This window comes from Gilliamella sp. Gris3-2 (assembly GCF_001690345.1).
In the GTDB taxonomy this organism is placed as follows: Bacteria; Pseudomonadota; Gammaproteobacteria; order Enterobacterales; family Orbaceae; genus Gilliamella; species Gilliamella bombi.
In genome coordinates this window covers 63,417-81,759 of record NZ_LZHB01000024.1, presented here as the reverse complement: position 1 = coordinate 81,759, position 18,343 = coordinate 63,417, and the positions used below count along the sequence as shown (strand labels likewise).

At 34.4% G+C, this 18,343-nt stretch carries 13 protein-coding genes; 3 read left to right on the top strand and 10 right to left on the bottom strand.

Features of this window, described 5'->3' with window-relative positions:
• Nucleotides 1-12: 12 nt before the first annotated feature.
• The 4 genes from nrdD to trxA form a co-directional block, all read right to left on the bottom strand.
• Complete coding sequence (nrdD, locus tag A9G32_RS04560; protein WP_065589619.1) at nt 13-2,148, bottom strand: anaerobic ribonucleoside-triphosphate reductase; 2,136 nt, start codon at nt 2,146-2,148, stop codon at nt 13-15.
• 343 nt (nt 2,149-2,491) lie between these two features.
• Nucleotides 2,492-3,907, bottom strand: coding sequence for an NADP-dependent phosphogluconate dehydrogenase (gndA, locus tag A9G32_RS04555; protein WP_034910475.1), 1,416 nt, complete (start codon nt 3,905-3,907; stop codon nt 2,492-2,494).
• Nucleotides 3,908-4,079: 172 nt separating this feature from the next.
• Complete coding sequence (gene rho / locus A9G32_RS04550) at nt 4,080-5,342, bottom strand: transcription termination factor Rho (RefSeq protein WP_034910472.1); 1,263 nt, start codon at nt 5,340-5,342, stop codon at nt 4,080-4,082.
• Nucleotides 5,343-5,705: 363 nt separating this feature from the next.
• Nucleotides 5,706-6,032, bottom strand: coding sequence for a thioredoxin TrxA (gene trxA / locus A9G32_RS04540; RefSeq protein WP_065589621.1), 327 nt, complete (start codon nt 6,030-6,032; stop codon nt 5,706-5,708).
• A gap of 150 nt (nt 6,033-6,182) precedes the next feature.
• Here trxA and rhlB point away from each other — a divergent pair, with 150 nt between their 5' ends.
• Nucleotides 6,183-7,412, top strand: a complete 1,230-nt coding sequence (gene rhlB / locus A9G32_RS04535; RefSeq protein ID WP_065589622.1) for an ATP-dependent RNA helicase RhlB — start codon at nt 6,183-6,185, stop codon at nt 7,410-7,412.
• 153 nt (nt 7,413-7,565) lie between these two features.
• Here rhlB and A9G32_RS04530 read toward each other — a convergent pair whose 3' ends face one another.
• On the bottom strand, nt 7,566-8,192 hold the full coding sequence (locus tag A9G32_RS04530) for a TfoX/Sxy family DNA transformation protein (RefSeq protein ID WP_065589623.1): 627 nt from the start codon (nt 8,190-8,192) through the stop codon (nt 7,566-7,568).
• A 326-nt stretch (nt 8,193-8,518) separates the two neighbouring features.
• Here A9G32_RS04530 and A9G32_RS04525 point away from each other — a divergent pair, with 326 nt between their 5' ends.
• Nucleotides 8,519-9,142, top strand: a complete 624-nt coding sequence (locus A9G32_RS04525; RefSeq protein ID WP_051634156.1) for a hypothetical protein — start codon at nt 8,519-8,521, stop codon at nt 9,140-9,142.
• 6 nt (nt 9,143-9,148) lie between these two features.
• Here A9G32_RS04525 and glnB read toward each other — a convergent pair whose 3' ends face one another.
• Both glnB and A9G32_RS04515 read right to left on the bottom strand, forming a co-directional pair.
• A complete protein-coding gene (gene glnB, locus A9G32_RS04520) occupies nt 9,149-9,487 on the bottom strand; it encodes a nitrogen regulatory protein P-II (RefSeq protein ID WP_034910467.1) in 339 nt (112 codons plus the stop codon).
• Nucleotides 9,488-9,511: 24 nt separating this feature from the next.
• Nucleotides 9,512-11,116, bottom strand: coding sequence for an NAD+ synthase (locus A9G32_RS04515; protein ID WP_065589667.1), 1,605 nt, complete (start codon nt 11,114-11,116; stop codon nt 9,512-9,514).
• Between the two features lie 120 nt (nt 11,117-11,236).
• Between A9G32_RS04515 and aroB the strand changes: the two genes are divergently transcribed.
• Nucleotides 11,237-12,316 carry a 3-dehydroquinate synthase gene (gene aroB / locus A9G32_RS04510; RefSeq protein WP_034910466.1) on the top strand — a complete coding sequence of 360 codons (1,080 nt, stop codon included), beginning with the start codon at nt 11,237-11,239 and terminating at the stop codon, nt 12,314-12,316.
• 807 nt (nt 12,317-13,123) lie between these two features.
• Here the strand turns inward: aroB and A9G32_RS04505 are convergent.
• From A9G32_RS04505 to dnaE, 3 genes are all read right to left on the bottom strand, one after another.
• A complete protein-coding gene (locus A9G32_RS04505) occupies nt 13,124-13,492 on the bottom strand; it encodes a diacylglycerol kinase (RefSeq protein ID WP_034910464.1) in 369 nt (122 codons plus the stop codon).
• Nucleotides 13,493-13,513: 21 nt separating this feature from the next.
• Nucleotides 13,514-14,473 (bottom strand): acetyl-CoA carboxylase carboxyl transferase subunit alpha, encoded by a 960-nt coding sequence (gene accA / locus A9G32_RS04500; RefSeq protein WP_034910462.1) that lies wholly within the window; start codon nt 14,471-14,473, stop codon nt 13,514-13,516.
• A 244-nt stretch (nt 14,474-14,717) separates the two neighbouring features.
• Nucleotides 14,718-18,197: a DNA polymerase III subunit alpha gene (gene dnaE, locus A9G32_RS04495; protein WP_065589624.1), complete on the bottom strand. Its 3,480-nt coding sequence runs from the start codon at nt 18,195-18,197 to the stop codon at nt 14,718-14,720.
• Between the last annotated feature and the right edge of the window lie 146 nt (nt 18,198-18,343).

The following is an 18,343-nucleotide window of genomic DNA, read 5'->3' as shown; positions in this document are numbered from 1 at the left end:
ATTTATTGATTATTAACCAATTTGACCATTATTTAAATGTTTAACTCGACGTTTTACTTCTTCTTGTTTACCTGCATTGAATGGGCGGGCATCAGGACTACCTAAATATCCACAAACACGACGAGTAACCGATACTTTTGAAGAATCATGATTACCACAACTTGGGCAAACAAAGCCTTTGCTGGTACAAGAAAATTCACCGGTATAACCACATTCATAACATTCATCTATTGGCGTATTAGTCCCATAATAAGGAACTCGTGAATAACTATAATCCCAAACATCTTCTAATGCTTTGATATTGTTAATCATATTTGGATATTCGCCATAACAGATGAAACCACCATTAGCAACTTGAGGATAAGGTTTTTCAAATTCAATTTTTTCGTACGGATTAACCTTTTTCTCAACATCAAGATGGAAACTGTTAGTGTAATAACCTTTATCAGTAACACCTGGAATTACACCAAATTCAGCCGTATCAAGTCGGCAAAATCGATCACATAAATTTTCGCTTGGTGTGCTATATAAACTAAACCCATAACCGGTTTCGTTCTTCCATTGATCCACCGCATTACGTAAACGCTTAACAATTGCCACACCTTTTTCGCGTAATTTATCACTATCAAATGGATGCGTTTGATTTCCGTAAAGTGCATTTAATGTCTCATGAAGACCAATATAACCTAAAGAAATTGAAGCTCGCCCATTTTTGAAAATTTCAGAAACATTGTCATCTTCGTTAAGCCTTACACCACAAGCACCTTCCATATATAAAATTGGTGCCACTCTTGCTTTTACGCCATCAAGTCTAGCAATACGCGTCATTAATGCTTTTTTACATAGTTCTAAACGTTTATCTAAAATTTCCCAAAATCGAGCTTCATCACCTTTAGCTTCAATAGCTATACGAGGCAAATTTAGACTAATTACACCTAAATTATTGCGCCCATCATGAATTAACTGGCCGTTTTCTTCATAAACGCCCAAGAAACTTCGACAACCCATTGGCGTTTTAAATGAACCCGTCACTTCAACAACTTTATCGTAATTTAAAATATCTGGGTACATCCGTTTACTTGCACACTCAAGTGCAAGTTTCTTAATATCATAATTAATATCGCCCTGTTTATGGTTAATACCATCTTTAATGGCAAAAACAAGTTTTGGAAAAACTGCTGTTTTATGATTTTTACCTAATCCTTTGATACGAACTTTTAAAATAGACTCTTGAATTAAGCGTGATTCCCAACTAGTTCCTAAACCAAAACCAAAAGTAACAAACGGAGTTTGTCCATTAGCTGTGTGTAAAGTGTTTACTTCATATTCAAGAGATTGAAATGCATCATAACACTCTTTTTGAGTGCGACTTTCAGCATAAGCTTCTGGATTTGGGATATTCCATTCTTCAGCCACTTGTTTGTGTTTGTTATAACTAATAGTAACAAACTTTGCTAAAACCTCATCGATACGATTAATGGTCGTGCCACCATAAATATGGCTAGCCACTTGTGCTATAATTTGTGCAGTTACCGCAGTTGCTGTAGCAATTGATTTTGGAGGCTCAATCTCAGCATTACCCATTTTAAAACCATTTGTTAACATACCATCTAAGTCAATTAACATACAGTTAAACATAGGGAAAAATGGCGCATAATCTAAATCATGATAATGAATTTCACCACAATCATGAGCACGAGAAATATCTTTAGGTAATAAATACTGCTTCGCATAATGCCTTGCTACAATACCCGCGAGTAAATCACGTTGAGTTGGAATCACCTTGCTATCTTTGTTAGCATTTTCATTTAAAATGGCGACATTACTTTGCTCAATTAGTCCTCGAATATCCTGATTTAGACGGCTACGTTCTTCTCGAGCACGATCACGATCATGGCGATACTCAATATAAGTTCTCGCTAATTTTTTATAAGGGCCTGACATTAACTGATTTTCAACTGCATTTTGAATTTCGTTGATATCAACACTTTCACGTTCGCTCATTTGATTAGTAACAACACGAGCAACCGTTTCGCAATAATCAGGATCATGAACATTCGTCGCCACAGCTGCTTTGACAATTGCATCTTTAATTCGAGTCTCATTAAATGCAGTTTGACAACCATCTCGTTTTATTACTACAGGCATATATACTCCTCAATATCCATCAATAACTCGCGTTAGTCACAAGTGTTATACCAACATTAATATTCGTTGTTATTATTCATTTTTTATCAAATCATTAGTTTTTTGATATAATCCCGAGGTTTTCTACCGCTTAAATAACACTATATATAGTAAATAATATTCAATTATACACAATATATAGTGTTTTTCTAGGTTTTTTAATAAATGAAATCACTTGACAAATTTAAAATCAATAATGACAAGGAGTTATGAAATATTGAGATACAAAAGGGGAAAAAGCTATACAAAAGTGCAAACTTACTTGCACTCTTGTATAGCAAAATAAGATTATAAATTGAAAATATTAAGATTCAATATTTAACCAATCGGTATGGAACACACCTTCTTTATCAATACGCTCATAGGTATGAGCACCAAAATAATCTCTCTGAGCTTGAATCAAATTAGCTGGTAATACCGCTGATCGATAACTATCATAATAAGCAATCGCTGCTGAAAGTGTTGGAACAGCAATACCTTGTTGTACCGCTAAAGATACCACATCACGTAATGATTGTTGGTAAGCCTCAACTGTTTGATTAAAATAAGGCGCTAACAATAAATTATCAATCTCATTATTATCGGCATAAGCATCAGTAATTTTTTGAAGAAACTGTGCACGAATAATACACCCTGCTCTAAAAATCTTAGCTATTTCACCATAATTTAAATTCCATTGATATTTATGAGAAGCAGCTTTTAGCTGTGCAAAACCTTGTGCATAAGAAATAATTTTACCCATATACAGTGCTTTACGGACTTTTTCTATGAGCTCCTGCTTATCACCACTATAAGGCGCTTTTTGAGGACCTTTTAACACTTTTGCCGCCGCAACTCGCTGATCTTTAATTGCTGATAGATAACGAGCAAATACAGACTCAGTGATTAAAGATAAAGGCTCACCCAAATCTAAAGCACTTTGGCTGGTCCATTTACCTGTACCTTTATTGCCTGCCGCATCTAAAATCACATCAATTAAATAATTACCGTTTTCGTCTTTATGCTTAAAGATATCAGCGGTAATTTCGATTAAATAACTGTCTAACTCGCCTTTATTCCAATCTGTAAACACCTCAGCAAGTTCATCATTAGTTAAACCAACAGCATGTTTTAATACCGAATAGCTTTCAGCTATCAGTTGCATATCGCCATACTCAATGCCGTTATGAGCCATTTTTACATAATGACCAGCGCCATTTGGACCTATATAAGCAACACAAGGCTCACCATTAGCCTTAGCTGCAATCTTCTCTAATATTGGTGCAACTAATTCATAAGCCTCTTTTTGCCCACCAGGCATAATTGATGGACCTTTTAGCGCTCCCTCTTCGCCACCTGAAACACCAGTACCAATAAAGTTAAATCCTTCTGCTAACAATGTTTTGTTTCGACGAATTGTATCTTCAAAATAGGCATTCCCGCCATCGATAATAATATCACCTTTATCTAAAAGTGGACGCAACTCATCAATTACCGCATCGGTACCTTTACCTGCTTGCACCATAATCAGGATACGGCGTGGTTTTTCTAAAGAATTGACAAAATCTTCAATTGTATAATAAGGAACCAATTTCTTATCAGAATGTTCAGCCATGACTTGTTCTGTTTTATCTTTAGAGCGATTATAAATAGCAACAGAAAATCCTCGACTTTCAATATTGAGCGCAAGATTTCGCCCCATAACTGCCATTCCAATAACACCGATTTGTTGTTTTGACATGATTTGGCTCCTTTATTAAACCTCTATAACCTTAACCATAAGGTTTTAACAACACCTAAAACTTAATTAAGTTTTATAAATTACGCTATATTTTGCCATAAAAAAAGCCGTATCAGAATACAATACGGCTCTTTTTCATGACTTTAATGATATTTACTATCAACTGAATAAATCATGAACGTTTCATCATTTCGAAAAACTCATCATTAGTTTTAGTCATGGCAAGTTTATCGATCAAGAACTCCATTGCATCAGTCTCACCCATTGGGTTAAGAATTTTGCGTAAAATCCACATTTTTTGTAGTTCATCAGGCGAAGTCATTAGATCTTCTTTACGTGTACCTGAACGATTAAAGTCAATAGCAGGAAACACACGACGTTCAGCAATTTTACGCGATAAATGGACTTCCATATTACCTGTACCTTTAAACTCTTCATAGATAACTTCATCCATTTTAGAGCCAGTATCAATCAATGCTGTTGCAATAATTGTTAAACTACCACCTTCTTCCACATTACGTGCTGCACCAAAAAAACGTTTCGGACGATGTAATGCATTCGCATCCACACCACCAGTCAACACTTTACCTGATGAAGGAACAACTGTATTGTATGCACGAGCCAAACGGGTGATCGAATCTAATAAAATAATCACATCTTTTTTATGTTCAACCAAACGTTTTGCGCGTTCAATAACCATTTCAGCAACTTGAACATGTCTTGCTGCTGGTTCATCGAATGTCGATGCAACAACTTCACCTTTAACTAGACGCTGCATTTCGGTCACTTCTTCGGGACGCTCATCAATCATTAATACAACTAACTCGCATTCAGGATGATTAACCGCTAAGCTTTGTGCAATATTTTGTAAAAGCATTGTTTTACCTGCTTTTGGTGGTGCAACAATCAAGCCACGTTGACCTTTACCAATTGGTGATGCTAAATCAAGAACTCTTGCGGTGATATCTTCGGTAGAACCGTTACCTCGTTCCATTCGTAAACGAGAATTTGGATGAAGTGGAGTTAAGTTTTCGAAAAGAATTTTATTGCGGGCATCTTCTGGTTTATCGTGATTTACTTCATTTACTTTTAACAAAGCAAAATATCGTTCACCTTCTTTTGGCGGACGGATTTTACCTGCAATGGTATCACCAGTCCTTAAATTAAATCGTCGAATCTGACTTGGTGATACATAAATATCATCAGGACCAGCTAAATAAGAGCTATCAGCTGAACGCAAAAAGCCAAATCCATCTTGCAAAATTTCCAGTACGCCATCACCAAAAATATCTTCACCACTTTTGGCATGTTGTTTTAAGATTGCAAAAATAATGTCTTGTTTTCTAAGTCGGGCAAGATTTTCAAGCCCCATCTTTTTTTCTCCAAGCGCTACAAGCTCGGAAACAGAAGTGTTTTTTAATTCAGTTAAATTCATAATGTTAAAAATTCTTGAGGATAAAATTGATATGTTTGCAATTTAATATTATTTTTGTATATTTGTTTAATTCGCTTATAAAAAAGCTCTCTTACAACACTTAAATTCAATCGATTGCTAAGCTTTTGATGATAATTGAACATTTGAATATAGAATTTCACCACTTTACCAATAAAAACAATGAATTACAGAAAGGGATACATGTAAGAGAAGCACAGATTACACTAAAATCATTAATTTGTCTACAATTAATTGAATATAACTATTATAAATTAATAAATCTAATAAAATTAAAGACACAACAAAAGAGTAATGTAAAATTCATTACTCTATTAACCATATTATAAAAACATAAAGTAACTATTACAATTGAGGCTTAATAAAATCTTTAAGTTGAGCTTTAGATAAAGCTCCTACTTGAGTGGCAGCTACTTGTCCGTTTTTGAAAATCAATAAAGTAGGAATACCTCGAATACCAAATTTAGGTGCTATATTGGGATTTTCTTCAATATTCAATTTGGCAATAACTATCTTATCGCTATATTCTTGAGCTATTTCTTCCAAAATCGGAGCAACCATTTTACAAGGCTTACACCATGAAGCCCAAAAATCAACGAGTACTGGTTTCGATGATTCATTAACTACTTTATCAAAAGTTGCTTCTGATAACTGAACGATATTATCACTCATTTTTGTCTCCTACATTTTTACTTTTTACAATAATAGATTACTTTGAATTTCTCTACTAGCAATTAGTATAATAGGATATAATTATTAGTGATGTCACTATATTTAGTGTGTTATAATCTGACAATTCTGATAATTATATTCACAACAATAATGATTCAATCATATCTTACCAAAACAACTTTTAGCCAATTTCCTCTTCATCCTTCAGTGTTAAAAGCACTTGAAAAAAAAGGATTTGTTTATTGCACACCAATTCAAGAAAAGACATTACCGCTAACCACTAACGGAATGGATATTGCTGGGCAAGGACAAACTGGAACAGGCAAAACCATGGCGTTTTTAGCATCAACATTTAATCACTTGTTGAATCATGAGCCTTTACCTGATCACAAAATAAATCAACCAAGGGCAATAATTATTGCCCCTACACGCGAATTAGTTGTACAAATATACCATGACGCTGAACGACTATCTGAAGAAACAGGTTTAAAATTAGGATTAGCTTTTGGTGGTGATGGCTATGATAAACAATTAAAAATGCTTTCCACAGGGGTCGATATTTTAATTGCAACAACAGGACGATTGATTGATTATGCGAAGCAAAATTATATTAATTTAGACGCAATTCAAGTTGTCGTATTAGACGAAGCCGATCGCATGTTTGATTTAGGATTTATCCGTGACATACGTTGGGTTTTCAAACATATGACACCACCACAACAAAGATTAACCATGTTGTTTTCTGCAACATTAACACACAACGTGCGTGAATTAGCCTTTGAGCATATGAATAATCCTAAATATATTGAAGTTGAACCAGAACAAAAAATTGGGCATCGCATTAAAGAAGAACTATTTTTCCCATCTAACGAAGATAAATTAGCACTTTTACAAACACTAATTGAGGAAGAATGGCCTGATCGTTGCATTGTGTTTGCTAATACCAAAGTAACTTGCGAAAAGATTTGGCGACATCTTATCGCTGATGGACATCGTGTTGGATTATTAACTGGTGATATTGCTCAGAAAAAACGTTTATCAATTTTAGAACAATTTACCCAAGGTCATCTTGATATTTTAGTCGCTACCGATGTCGCAGCTAGAGGATTACATATTCCTAATGTTACTCACGTTTTTAATTATGATCTGCCCGATGATTGTGATGATTATCGTCATCGAATTGGAAGAACAGGGCGTGCAGGAGCTGGAGGTTACTCAATTTCATTAGCCTGTGAACGTTATTCGCAAAATTTACCTGCTATTGAAAAAGCAATTGATCATGCTATTCCTGTTAGCCAATATGATCCTTCTGCGCTACTGGTTGATTTGCCTCATCCAAAACCATTTAGACGTCCACCACGTAGAAAACCATCAAATTGACTAAACTAAATAGTAGATAGAAAATATAAATAATATCAACCATAAAAAATTATCTAAAAATGTAATTATACTTCATCGTAAAGCATTTTTAGATAGCTGTTATTATTATGGTGATATTATTATAAGTACTTTGATCAACATAGCCAGTCAAAATTATTCTTTATATGAGTCATTATCCATCTGGTTTAAAAAACATTGATATTCAAGTTCAATTTCTTTTTTAGTCTCCTTGGACAAAGTTGCAACATGAAAACGATGTAAAGAACTATATAAAACAAACAATATATTAATGGAAATGGCTTCTTTTTTTTGTTTTATTTTATAATATGCGTTCAAATAACCTACCTTTTGAAAGGTATCAACATCTTTAATTCCGACACTACACAATAACCTTTCTAACGACAAAGTCATATTTGGCAACTCTTTTATCCGTTTTGCTTTGATTTCGTTTTTTTCATATTGCTCTTTTTTAGTATACTTTATCACCATCTGTACCATAGAAAACAGTCTTTCATGATCCTTAAAAAGTTCATTACCTACCTTATAATAATCAAGTAATTTAGTAGACATGCCTGTCGTTATACTTAATGGCTGCATACCCAAATCAATAAAAAGTGAACGATAATCTGGATGCCCTCTTAAATAAAAGCTTTTTTGGGTAACCCAACCAAACATTATATCTTTACTATTAACACTAAATCCTCCAAAAAACGTTTTAATTGAAATATCTTCAACGTCAGAAAGCTCTGTTAAAATTCGATTTGCAAATGTTGAGCACATAATTAATTTCCATCTAAACTTTATTGAGTAACTGAAGTAACTTAATAGTTAATCTAAATTATAGTTATTTTATATTCAAACTATTTCTAAATTAATACATAAATATGCGATCTGCATTCCATATATAAATATAAAATACATTATTACTTGATAAATTATATTTTTGTGAAATTAAATTAATTTTTGTAAAGAGTTTTAGCAAAGAAAGACAAAGCTAAATAGTTAGAAAAAAAGAAAATAGCTTTAACATTGTTATTCTGTCGTAATAATTATACAATCACGGGGTCATTAATTTTGGTACCTAAATTTTGCCTAATCGAATCAATATGATAAAAAACATCATTACTCTATTTTTTATATTTTATTCTTTTATCGCATCAGCCGATAAAGTGCCATTGATTGATTCGTTAATGCTTTGCAACTCTGATTTTTTTAAAGAAGTTTATAGCAATAAAAATGAACTAGAAAAATATACTAATATAAAAGTTTTTAATAAAAATCAAGCCAATATTGTTATTGAAAATCGCTCTGATATAACTAAAAACTACGTTTATTTCAAAACTCCTATGACTTATAAAAACCTAACAATCATTGGCTATTATGATAGTGCCATGGATCTTGGCAAAATGGGAAAATATTATTTCTGGGGATTTATAATCGATAATGATATTAATCAAATCAAAGATGCTTTGAATTTTGTAGATTGGAAAAATATGGAAGATAACCTACTGTATATCGCAAATCCAAAGATTCGTAATATTAATGACGATCTCCAAACTTGGCATAAAAATACCGGAACTGTTGTCGGTGTTAAAACCATTCCAGCTCCAGATACCACCGAAAAACTGCTATTACTCGAAAAAAGCCCAAATATGAACCTTCTTATTTGTTCGATCCAAGGTATTGTGACTTCTGAGCTACTCAAACAAGAACGACCTGACATTCAGTAATTTAAACTAAATCGCAGATTCATCCATTTCGCCAGTTCGAATACGAATGACTTGTTCAACGTTATAAACAAAAATTTTGCCATCACCAATTTTACCGGTTTGTGCTGTCTTCATAATAGTCTCAATACACATTTCTAAAATATCATCAGACACAATAAGTTCAATTTTCACCTTCGGCAGAAAATCAACCATATATTCCGCACCGCGATAAAGTTCAGTATGCCCCTTTTGACGACCAAAACCTTTAACTTCAGTAACTGTCATACCTGTAATACCTTGATCAGCAAGTGCCTCTCGAATATCATCTAATTTAAATGGTTTAATAATAGCTTCAATCTTTTTCATATTTAATTTACCTTTAATTCAAGATCACCAATTTTTAAATCCAAAAGCAGAAGTAATAGGATAACGGCGACCTTTGCCAAAGTTACGAGCTGTTATTTTCGGACCGACCGCTGATTGGCGACGTTTATACTCATTTATATCAACCAATTTAATAACACGCCTTACAGTTGCTTCATCATAACCTTGCGCAATAAGTTGTTCAACGGAAAGATCAAGTTCGACATAACCTTTCAAAATTCCATCTAAAATATCATAAGGCGGTAAACTGTCTTCATCTTTTTGATCTGGAGCCAACTCTGCTGATGGAGGGCGAGTGATCACTCTTTCAGGAATAACATAAGAACGAGTATTCCGATATTTTGACAATGCAAAAACCATGGTTTTAGGCACATCTTTCAGAACATCAAACCCACCAGCCATATCGCCATAAAGAGTTGCATAACCTACCGACATTTCACTTTTATTACCCGTTGTCAGCACCAGCCTGCGCCGTTTATTTGATAGTGCCATTAAAACAACACCACGACAACGTGCTTGAAGATTTTCTTCAGTAGTATCTTTTGGCGTACCAACAAACATTGGACTTAACGATGCCATAAACGCATCAAACATTGGCTCAATCGAAATAATATCAAATTCAACCCCTAATATTTCAGCTTCTTCTTTGGCATCAGCAATACTAATATCGGCTGTATAACGAAATGGCATCATCACTGCCTGCACTTTATCTTTTCCTAGCGCATCAACTGCAATAGCAAGGGTTAAAGCTGAATCAATCCCTCCAGAAAGCCCTAATACTGCACCTTGAAAGCCATTTTTAGTAACATAATCGCGAGTTGCAAGTACCAATGCATCATAAACTGAAGCTAATTGATCATTTCCATTATTATCAATTATCGCCTGATGATTTACACCATATTCAAAAGAAGAAACTTGCTCTTCAAATGATTTTAGCTGACAAACAATTTCACCAAGCTCATTACAAACAAATGATCCGCCATCAAACACCAGCTCGTCTTGACCACCCACTTGATTAACATAAATGAAAGGTAAACCTGTTCGTTTAACATGCTGTTTAACTAACTCTCGACGATTTTTCTGCTTGTCGCAGTCATAAGGCGAAGCGTTAATAGCCACAACAAAATCAGCCTGAGCCTTATGGATATTATCAACTGGCTCAAATTGCCAAAGATCTTCACAAATTAGTAAACCAATCCTTTTACCTTTAAAATCAACTACGCAAGTTTGATTGTCAGCCGTAAAGTAACGCTTTTCATCAAATACATCATAATTAGGTAATCGCTGTTTATGATAGCGAGCTAACAATTCGCCATCATAAAAAAATGAAAGGGCATTATAAATATTTTGATCTTGCCAATGTGGATGTCCAACAATAACTGCACAGTGCCGACTCACTTGTTGAATTAACGATAATGCTTTTTGGCAACGAGCTTTAAAATCAGAACGAAAAATTAAATCTTCAGGTGGATAACCGCATAAAGCAAGTTCTGAAAAAATAATGAGATCATCGGAGGAGTGGCTATTTATCAATTCAATAATCTGCTGAACGTTCCCTTCAATGTCGCCCACACACCAGTTTTTTTGTGCTAAAACAATAGATAAAGACATATAAAATTTAATATCACAAATCAAAATTATCAATAAGTTTAAATGATTCTAAGTTGCACTGCCACTTTTTTATCGCTAACATGCAACAATAAATCCACTTTGACCTGTCTGGAAATTAATATGCAAAAAACATTAAATGTAGCGCTAGCTAAACGCAGTTATCCAATCACAATTGGTGAAAATCTACTAAGTGAATTTCAACATTTTAAACTCCAAGCAGGGCAACGCGTACTCATTGCTACCAATGAAACCATAGCCCCACTTTATTTACAAACACTAATTGATATGCTTGAAAAGCATGGTGTAAAAACCGATTCAGTTGTTGTTCCTGATGGTGAAAAATATAAGACCATGGAAACATGGAATAGCATTTTGACAACGTTACTGGCAAACAATCATACTCGCAGTAGTATACTTATAGCACTAGGTGGAGGTGTGATTGGTGACATTGCAGGATTTGCCGCCTCAGCTTATCAACGTGGAATTAAGTTTATTCAAGTGCCTACAACGCTACTATCACAGGTTGATTCCTCGGTAGGAGGTAAAACAGCGATTAATCACCCACTGGGTAAAAATATGATTGGCGCATTTTATCAACCACAGTCGGTAGTGATTGATCTCAGTTGTTTAAAAACATTACCACAAAGAGAGCTTTCGGCTGGACTTGCCGAAGTTATAAAATACGGCATTATTTTAGATGCTAAATTTTTTGATTGGCTTGAAGAACACATCAACGATTTACTAAACCTAGATGTTAATGCATTAAGCTACTGTATTTACCATTGCTGTGAACTCAAAGCACAAGTGGTTGCTGCTGACGAAACAGAACAAAACATGCGAGCAATCTTAAATCTTGGTCACACTTATGGGCATGCCATAGAAGCAGAACTAGGCTATGGAAATTGGCTACATGGCGAAGCTGTCAGTGTTGGTATGCTAATGGCTGCACAAACAGCCAAATTACTTGGTAAATTGGATCAAACTGATATTGAACGAATTAAGAACTTATTAATTCGCGCTAAACTACCTGTTAACAGACCAAAAAAAATGTCAATTGAATCTTATCTGCCACATATGTTACGAGACAAAAAAGTATTATCTGGGCAATTAAGGCTTGTTATACCAACTAAAATTGGTCATGCTGAAGTGATAGATGGTATTGATAAAGATATGGTAATTCAGTCTATACAATTAACTTAATCTATAATTGATAACCAATAGTTGCATCATTTACATATAAAAATTAAACGTCTGGTTAAAGTCGGAAAGTCCATTGGAGTTAAATTAAGGCGACAAGCTAAACGCTATAACAAAACCTATCTGGGAGGAAATACTACAATACCAAACGTTTACCTTTACTTAAAAACGAAGCCAAACAAAAGAGGCGAGAGTATTTATTTGTCGGTCAGTATTGATGATTTTTCACAAGAGCTTTATGCAGGCATTTACTCCCAATAAATCCCGGTTTAACTAGCACTATTTATACAAACAATGTGTTAACCCTATATCCTTTATCATTGAATGTATTTATTCCAAGAATGGACATGAATATCAAGGCACAGGTGAAGAGCTATTTGTTAAAACGTGTAACAACCATCGTATCCATCAAAAATTCACGAAACTAGCCTGTCCACAAACGAATGGGAAAGCTCAAAAAAGTGATACGATCTTTAATGGAAATGTATAATAATCAGCAAATATTTGGCTATTAAAAAGATAGAAAACAAAGTATTAAACGATTTATTAACTATTATAATACAATTAAACCCCATAAAGCGATTTCGAAAAAAACGCCTTATAAGTTTTTAGAGGATTATTTTAACCATAAAGTGTAAATAACCCTGTATTTTCCTACAAAAGCGTTGTTATTTTTATTTTCCAGCGTAATTATAATAATATTTTTATAAATTTTTATTGGAAAACCAATCCTATTCTAGTTTAAGAATAGTTTTTTGCGATTAAACTATTGTCAAAAACTTTCAGGAAAACCTACGTTTAAATCAAAAATCATGATGAAAAATGACAAGAAAATAGATAAATCCACAAAATAATAGTCAATAATAACGACAAAAATACCGCCGCCGAGCCGTAATCCTTTGCACGGCCAGATAAATCATGCCTTTCAGAGCCAATACGATCAACTACACACTCAATTGCACTATTTATTAACTCAGTAATCATCACCACTCCAATTGAACCAAGTAGCAAAATACGCTCATAAATAGAGAAATCAATTAGCATTACAACAATATAAGCCACAACTAATAGAATTAACTCTTGGCGAAATGCAGCTTCATGTTTGATCGCCGATTTTAAGCCTTTTAAAGAATATTTTGTTGCTTTAAGGATACGTAGTAAGCCTGTCGATTTTTTCATTACAATATTCCAAATTTAAAATTACCTTACGTAGCCATAGTTCATCAAGCGTTGATATCTTCTTTCTAGTAATACAGATAAATCCATACTTTCAAGTTCATCAAGATCACTAAGTAACTGTGTTTTGAGTGAATTAGATACAACAGCATAATCACGGTGGGCACCGCCCAGTGGCTCAGGTATAATCGAATCAATAAGATTCAATTTTAGTAATTTATCTGCAGTCATATTCATAGCTTCAGCTGCAACTGGTGCTTTATCGGCACTTTTCCATAGAATCGAAGCACAACCTTCTGGCGATATGACAGAATAAGTACTATATTGAAGCATATTAACTTTATCTGCAACCCCAATAGCAAGAGCGCCCCCAGAGCCTCCCTCTCCAATTACTGTACAAATAGTTGGTACTTTAAGACGTGACATTTCTCTTAAATTACGAGCAATAGCTTCTGCTTGACCTCGCTCTTCGGCACCAATACCAGGATAAGCACCTGGAGTATCAATAAAAGTAATAATTGGTAATTTAAAACGCTCCGCTAATTGCATTAATCGTAAAGCTTTACGATACCCTTCTGGAGCGGGCATACCAAAGTTCCGATAAATTTTCTGTTTTGTTTCTCGACCTTTTTGATGCCCAATAACCACCACAGATCTTCCATCAATACGAGCTATTCCACCAACAATTGCTTTGTCATCGGCATAAGCCCTATCACCAGCTAATTCATCAAAATCAGTAAAAATTTCTTTCAGATAATCCAATGTATAAGGACGATTTGGATGTCTAGCTAGTTGCGCAATTTCCCAAGGAGTTAAATTAGCAAATATTTTTTTTGTTAATTCACGACTTTTTTTATGTAATTGCTTAATCTCTTTATCTAAATTAATATCTAATTCAACTTGTTGCGAATCAATATTCTTTAAGGAATTAATTTTTGCTTCTAATTCCGCTATCGGCTTTTCAAATTCCAAAAAATTGTTCATAACGCTTGTAATTGCCTCTTAATTTATTTGGTATTTTAAAAAAATACACATCTAATACAGTATACTGGTTAATTCTTAAAATAAAATTAATCCAATTCTACTATGTAATACTCATTGAAGTCACCTAAATTTATATTATTAGACTTCAACTATTCAAAATGTTATACCACTTACATTTAATTAAAGTAACATTATTTAATAAATTTAATTAATCAACCAGACTACTATTAACAAGTTTATTTTCTTATTCAAACTCAAATTCAATACGATCAATACCAATAAGTGTCTTTAATTCAATAATCAGAGCGTCCTCTGGAATAACCCTCCATGTCGTACCGAATTGAATCCTAACAACCGAATCACTCCGGTGATAATATAAGCTAACAGGCACACTACCATGACGATAAGGTTCTAAAACTTGTTGTAAACGTTGCAATATTGCTTGATTTGCTTCGCTTTCTGTTAATGTAATGGACAGTCCTTTTACATATTTAGTACGGGCATCTTTTAGATCAACAATATCTCGCACTGACATTTTAAAACCACCATTAAAATCATCATTACTAACTTGGCCTGTAACAATTAAGATCTTATCTTTTACGAGTAAATGTCCAAAATTTTCCAAAGATTCTGCAAAAAGCATACCATCAATACGGCCTGAACGATCATCTAAAGTAAACAAGCCAATTTTTTTACCTTTTTTAGTAATTCGAGTCCTAGCATCAGTAACAATACCAGCAAAAGTGACCGTTTTTCCCCAGCCTGTCGGAGATGCTTCACTAATTCGCAATCCACCAGTATAACGATTTAATTCTTTTAAATATTGCGTTACAGGATGCCCTGTTAAATAAAGTCCTAAAGCTTCACGCTCGCCATCAAGCAAAACTTGATCGGGTAATTCAGGTACCGCAGCATAAGCATGCTCAACTTGTTCAGGTTCTTCCGCTAAGACTCCAAACATATCTTCTTGACCAATATCTTGAGCTTTTGCATATTGATCCGCTGCCTGCATTGCATCATTAATACTATGCAAAATAGCTGCTCTGTGAGGGCCTAATTTATCAAATGCCCCTGCCATAGTAAGTTTTTCAAGTACACGACGGTTGATCTTTTTCATATCTGTTCGAGCACAAAGTTCGAATATATTTTTAAAATATCCACCACTATTACGTGCTTCAACAATTGCCTCAATAGGACCTTCACCGACACCCTTTATAGCCCCAATCCCATAAACAATCTCACCTTTATCATTCACATGAAAGTGATAAAGACCGCTATTAATATCTGGTGGATTAACCTTTAATCCCATCCGTAAGCATTCATCAACCAAACCGACAATTTTATCAGTATTATCCATATCGGCAGTCATAACTGCAGCCATAAATTCTGCTGGATAGTGAGTTTTTAACCATAATGTTTGATAAGAAACAAGCGCATAGGCTGCTGAATGAGATTTATTAAAACCATAACCAGCAAATTTTTCCACTAAATCAAAAATGCGCATGGAAAGCTCACCATCGATACCTTGCTTTTCGGCACCTTCTTTAAAAACAGAGCGTTGCTTTGCCATTTCCTCAGGTTTTTTCTTCCCCATAGCTCGACGTAATAAATCCGCACCACCTAATGTATAACCCGACAAAGTCTGAGCAATTTGCATAACTTGTTCTTGGTACAAAATAATACCGTATGTTGGTTCTAAGATAGGTTTTAATGATTCATGTTGATATTTTATATCAGGATAGGATACTTCTTCTCTGCCATGTTTACGGTCAATAAAGTTGTCTACCATGCCTGATTGTAACGGACCGGGTCTAAATAAAGCAACTAAAGCGATCATATCCTCAAAACAGTCAGGTTTTAATCGCCTTATTAAGTCTTTCATACCTCGAGATTCAAGCTGGAACACAGCTGTTGTTTCAGCTTTCAATAACAAATCAAATGACGGCTGATCATCAAGAGGAATTCGAGTAATATCGACTGGTTTATTACCATCTCTTAACTGACGTTCATTAATCATTTTGATTGCCCAATCAATAATGGTTAATGTTCTTAGTCCTAAAAAGTCAAATTTAACAAGGCCTGCATATTCAACATCATTTTTATCAAACTGGGTTACTGGGTGATTTCCTTCTGGATCGCAATAAATTGGCGAAAAATCTGTAATCTTAGTTGGTGAAATTACAACCCCCCCAGCATGCTTACCTGCATTTCTAGTTACGCCTTCTAATTGACGTGCTATATCAATTAATGATTTAATTTCTTCATTATTATCGTATAACTCCTGAAGTTGAGGCTCAACTTCAAAAGCTTTAACCAATGTCATTCCCGGATCTAAGGGAATTAATTTGGAAATCCGATCAACAAAGCCATAAGGATGTCCAAGTACTCGGCCAACATCCCTGATTACTGCTTTAGCCGCCATAGTTCCAAAAGTAATAATCTGAGAGACTGCATCACGACCATACATATCAGCAACATGATCAATTACTAGATCTCGCTTTTCCATACAAAAGTCGACATCAAAATCAGGCATTGAAACACGTTCTGGATTCAAAAATCGTTCAAAAAGTAAGTCAAACGCCAGTGGGTCTAAATCGGTAATTTTTAAAGCATACGCAACTAGTGAACCCGCACCTGAACCACGCCCAGGTCCCACGGGAATATCATTATCTTTCGACCATTGAATAAATTCCATAACAATTAGAAAGTATCCAGGAAAACCCATCTGATTAATAACCGTTAATTCTGTTTCTAAACGCTCATCATATTCAGGTCTTCTTTGTTTTCTAACTTCTGGATCGGGAAATAAAAACTCAAGTCTTTCTTCTAAACCTTCACGCGATTTATGCACCAAAAAATCTTCGGTCGACATATCACCAGTAGGAAATTTAGGTAAAAAATATTCACCTAACCGGATGGTTACATTACAGCGCTTTGCTATTTCAACACTATTTTCAAGCGCTTCTGGTATATCAGAGAATAGTTCACACATTTCCTGTTCAGATCGTAAATATTGCTCTGATGAGTAATTTTTAGGTCGGGAAGGATCTTCAAGTGTATTCCCATCATGAATAGCAACACGAATTTCGTGAGCCTCAAAATCTGAAGCTTTTAAAAAACGAACATCATTAGAAGCAACCACGGGTAATTGATACTGTTCAGCCAATCTTACTGCACTATGAATAAATAGCTCTTCATTGATTCGTTTAGTCCGTACTAGCTCAAAATAAAAATGCTCATTAAAATTTTCAAGGTAAAAATTAATAGCATGCTCAATAATAGTTTGATTATTGCGAACGATACCGATACCAATATCACTTTCTCGTCCAGCTAATACAATTAACCCTTCTCGATGCTCAATTAACCACTCATTATCAACAACAGGCAAATCTCCAATGTATCCTCGCTGATAAGCTTTAGAAATCAATAAAGTAAGATTTTGATATCCCTGATTATTAGCTGCTAACAGAGTTAGATGATAAATATCATCAGGCAATTGAGAACTTCTAATAGCGAGATCTGCACCAATGATAGGTTTAATACCTTTTGACATTGCTGAGCCGTAAAACTTAACCAGTCCACAAAGATTAGTAAAATCAGTGATCGCAAATGCAGGCATCTGCAACTTGCTCATTTCATTTACTAATGCTCCTACCTTAGCAATTCCATCAATCATAGAGAAATCACTATGCAAATGAAGATGAATAAATTTTGGTTCTGCCATAATTACCAGAAATGAAGCGATAAAATTAGCTTTGAATTATAACACAAGCAAGAAGAATATTCTTATTCTCTTTACCTACATGAACTTACAACAAAATGTAAAAGAAATAAAAATTCTTGATGTAAAAAACCAACCAGAGTACATTT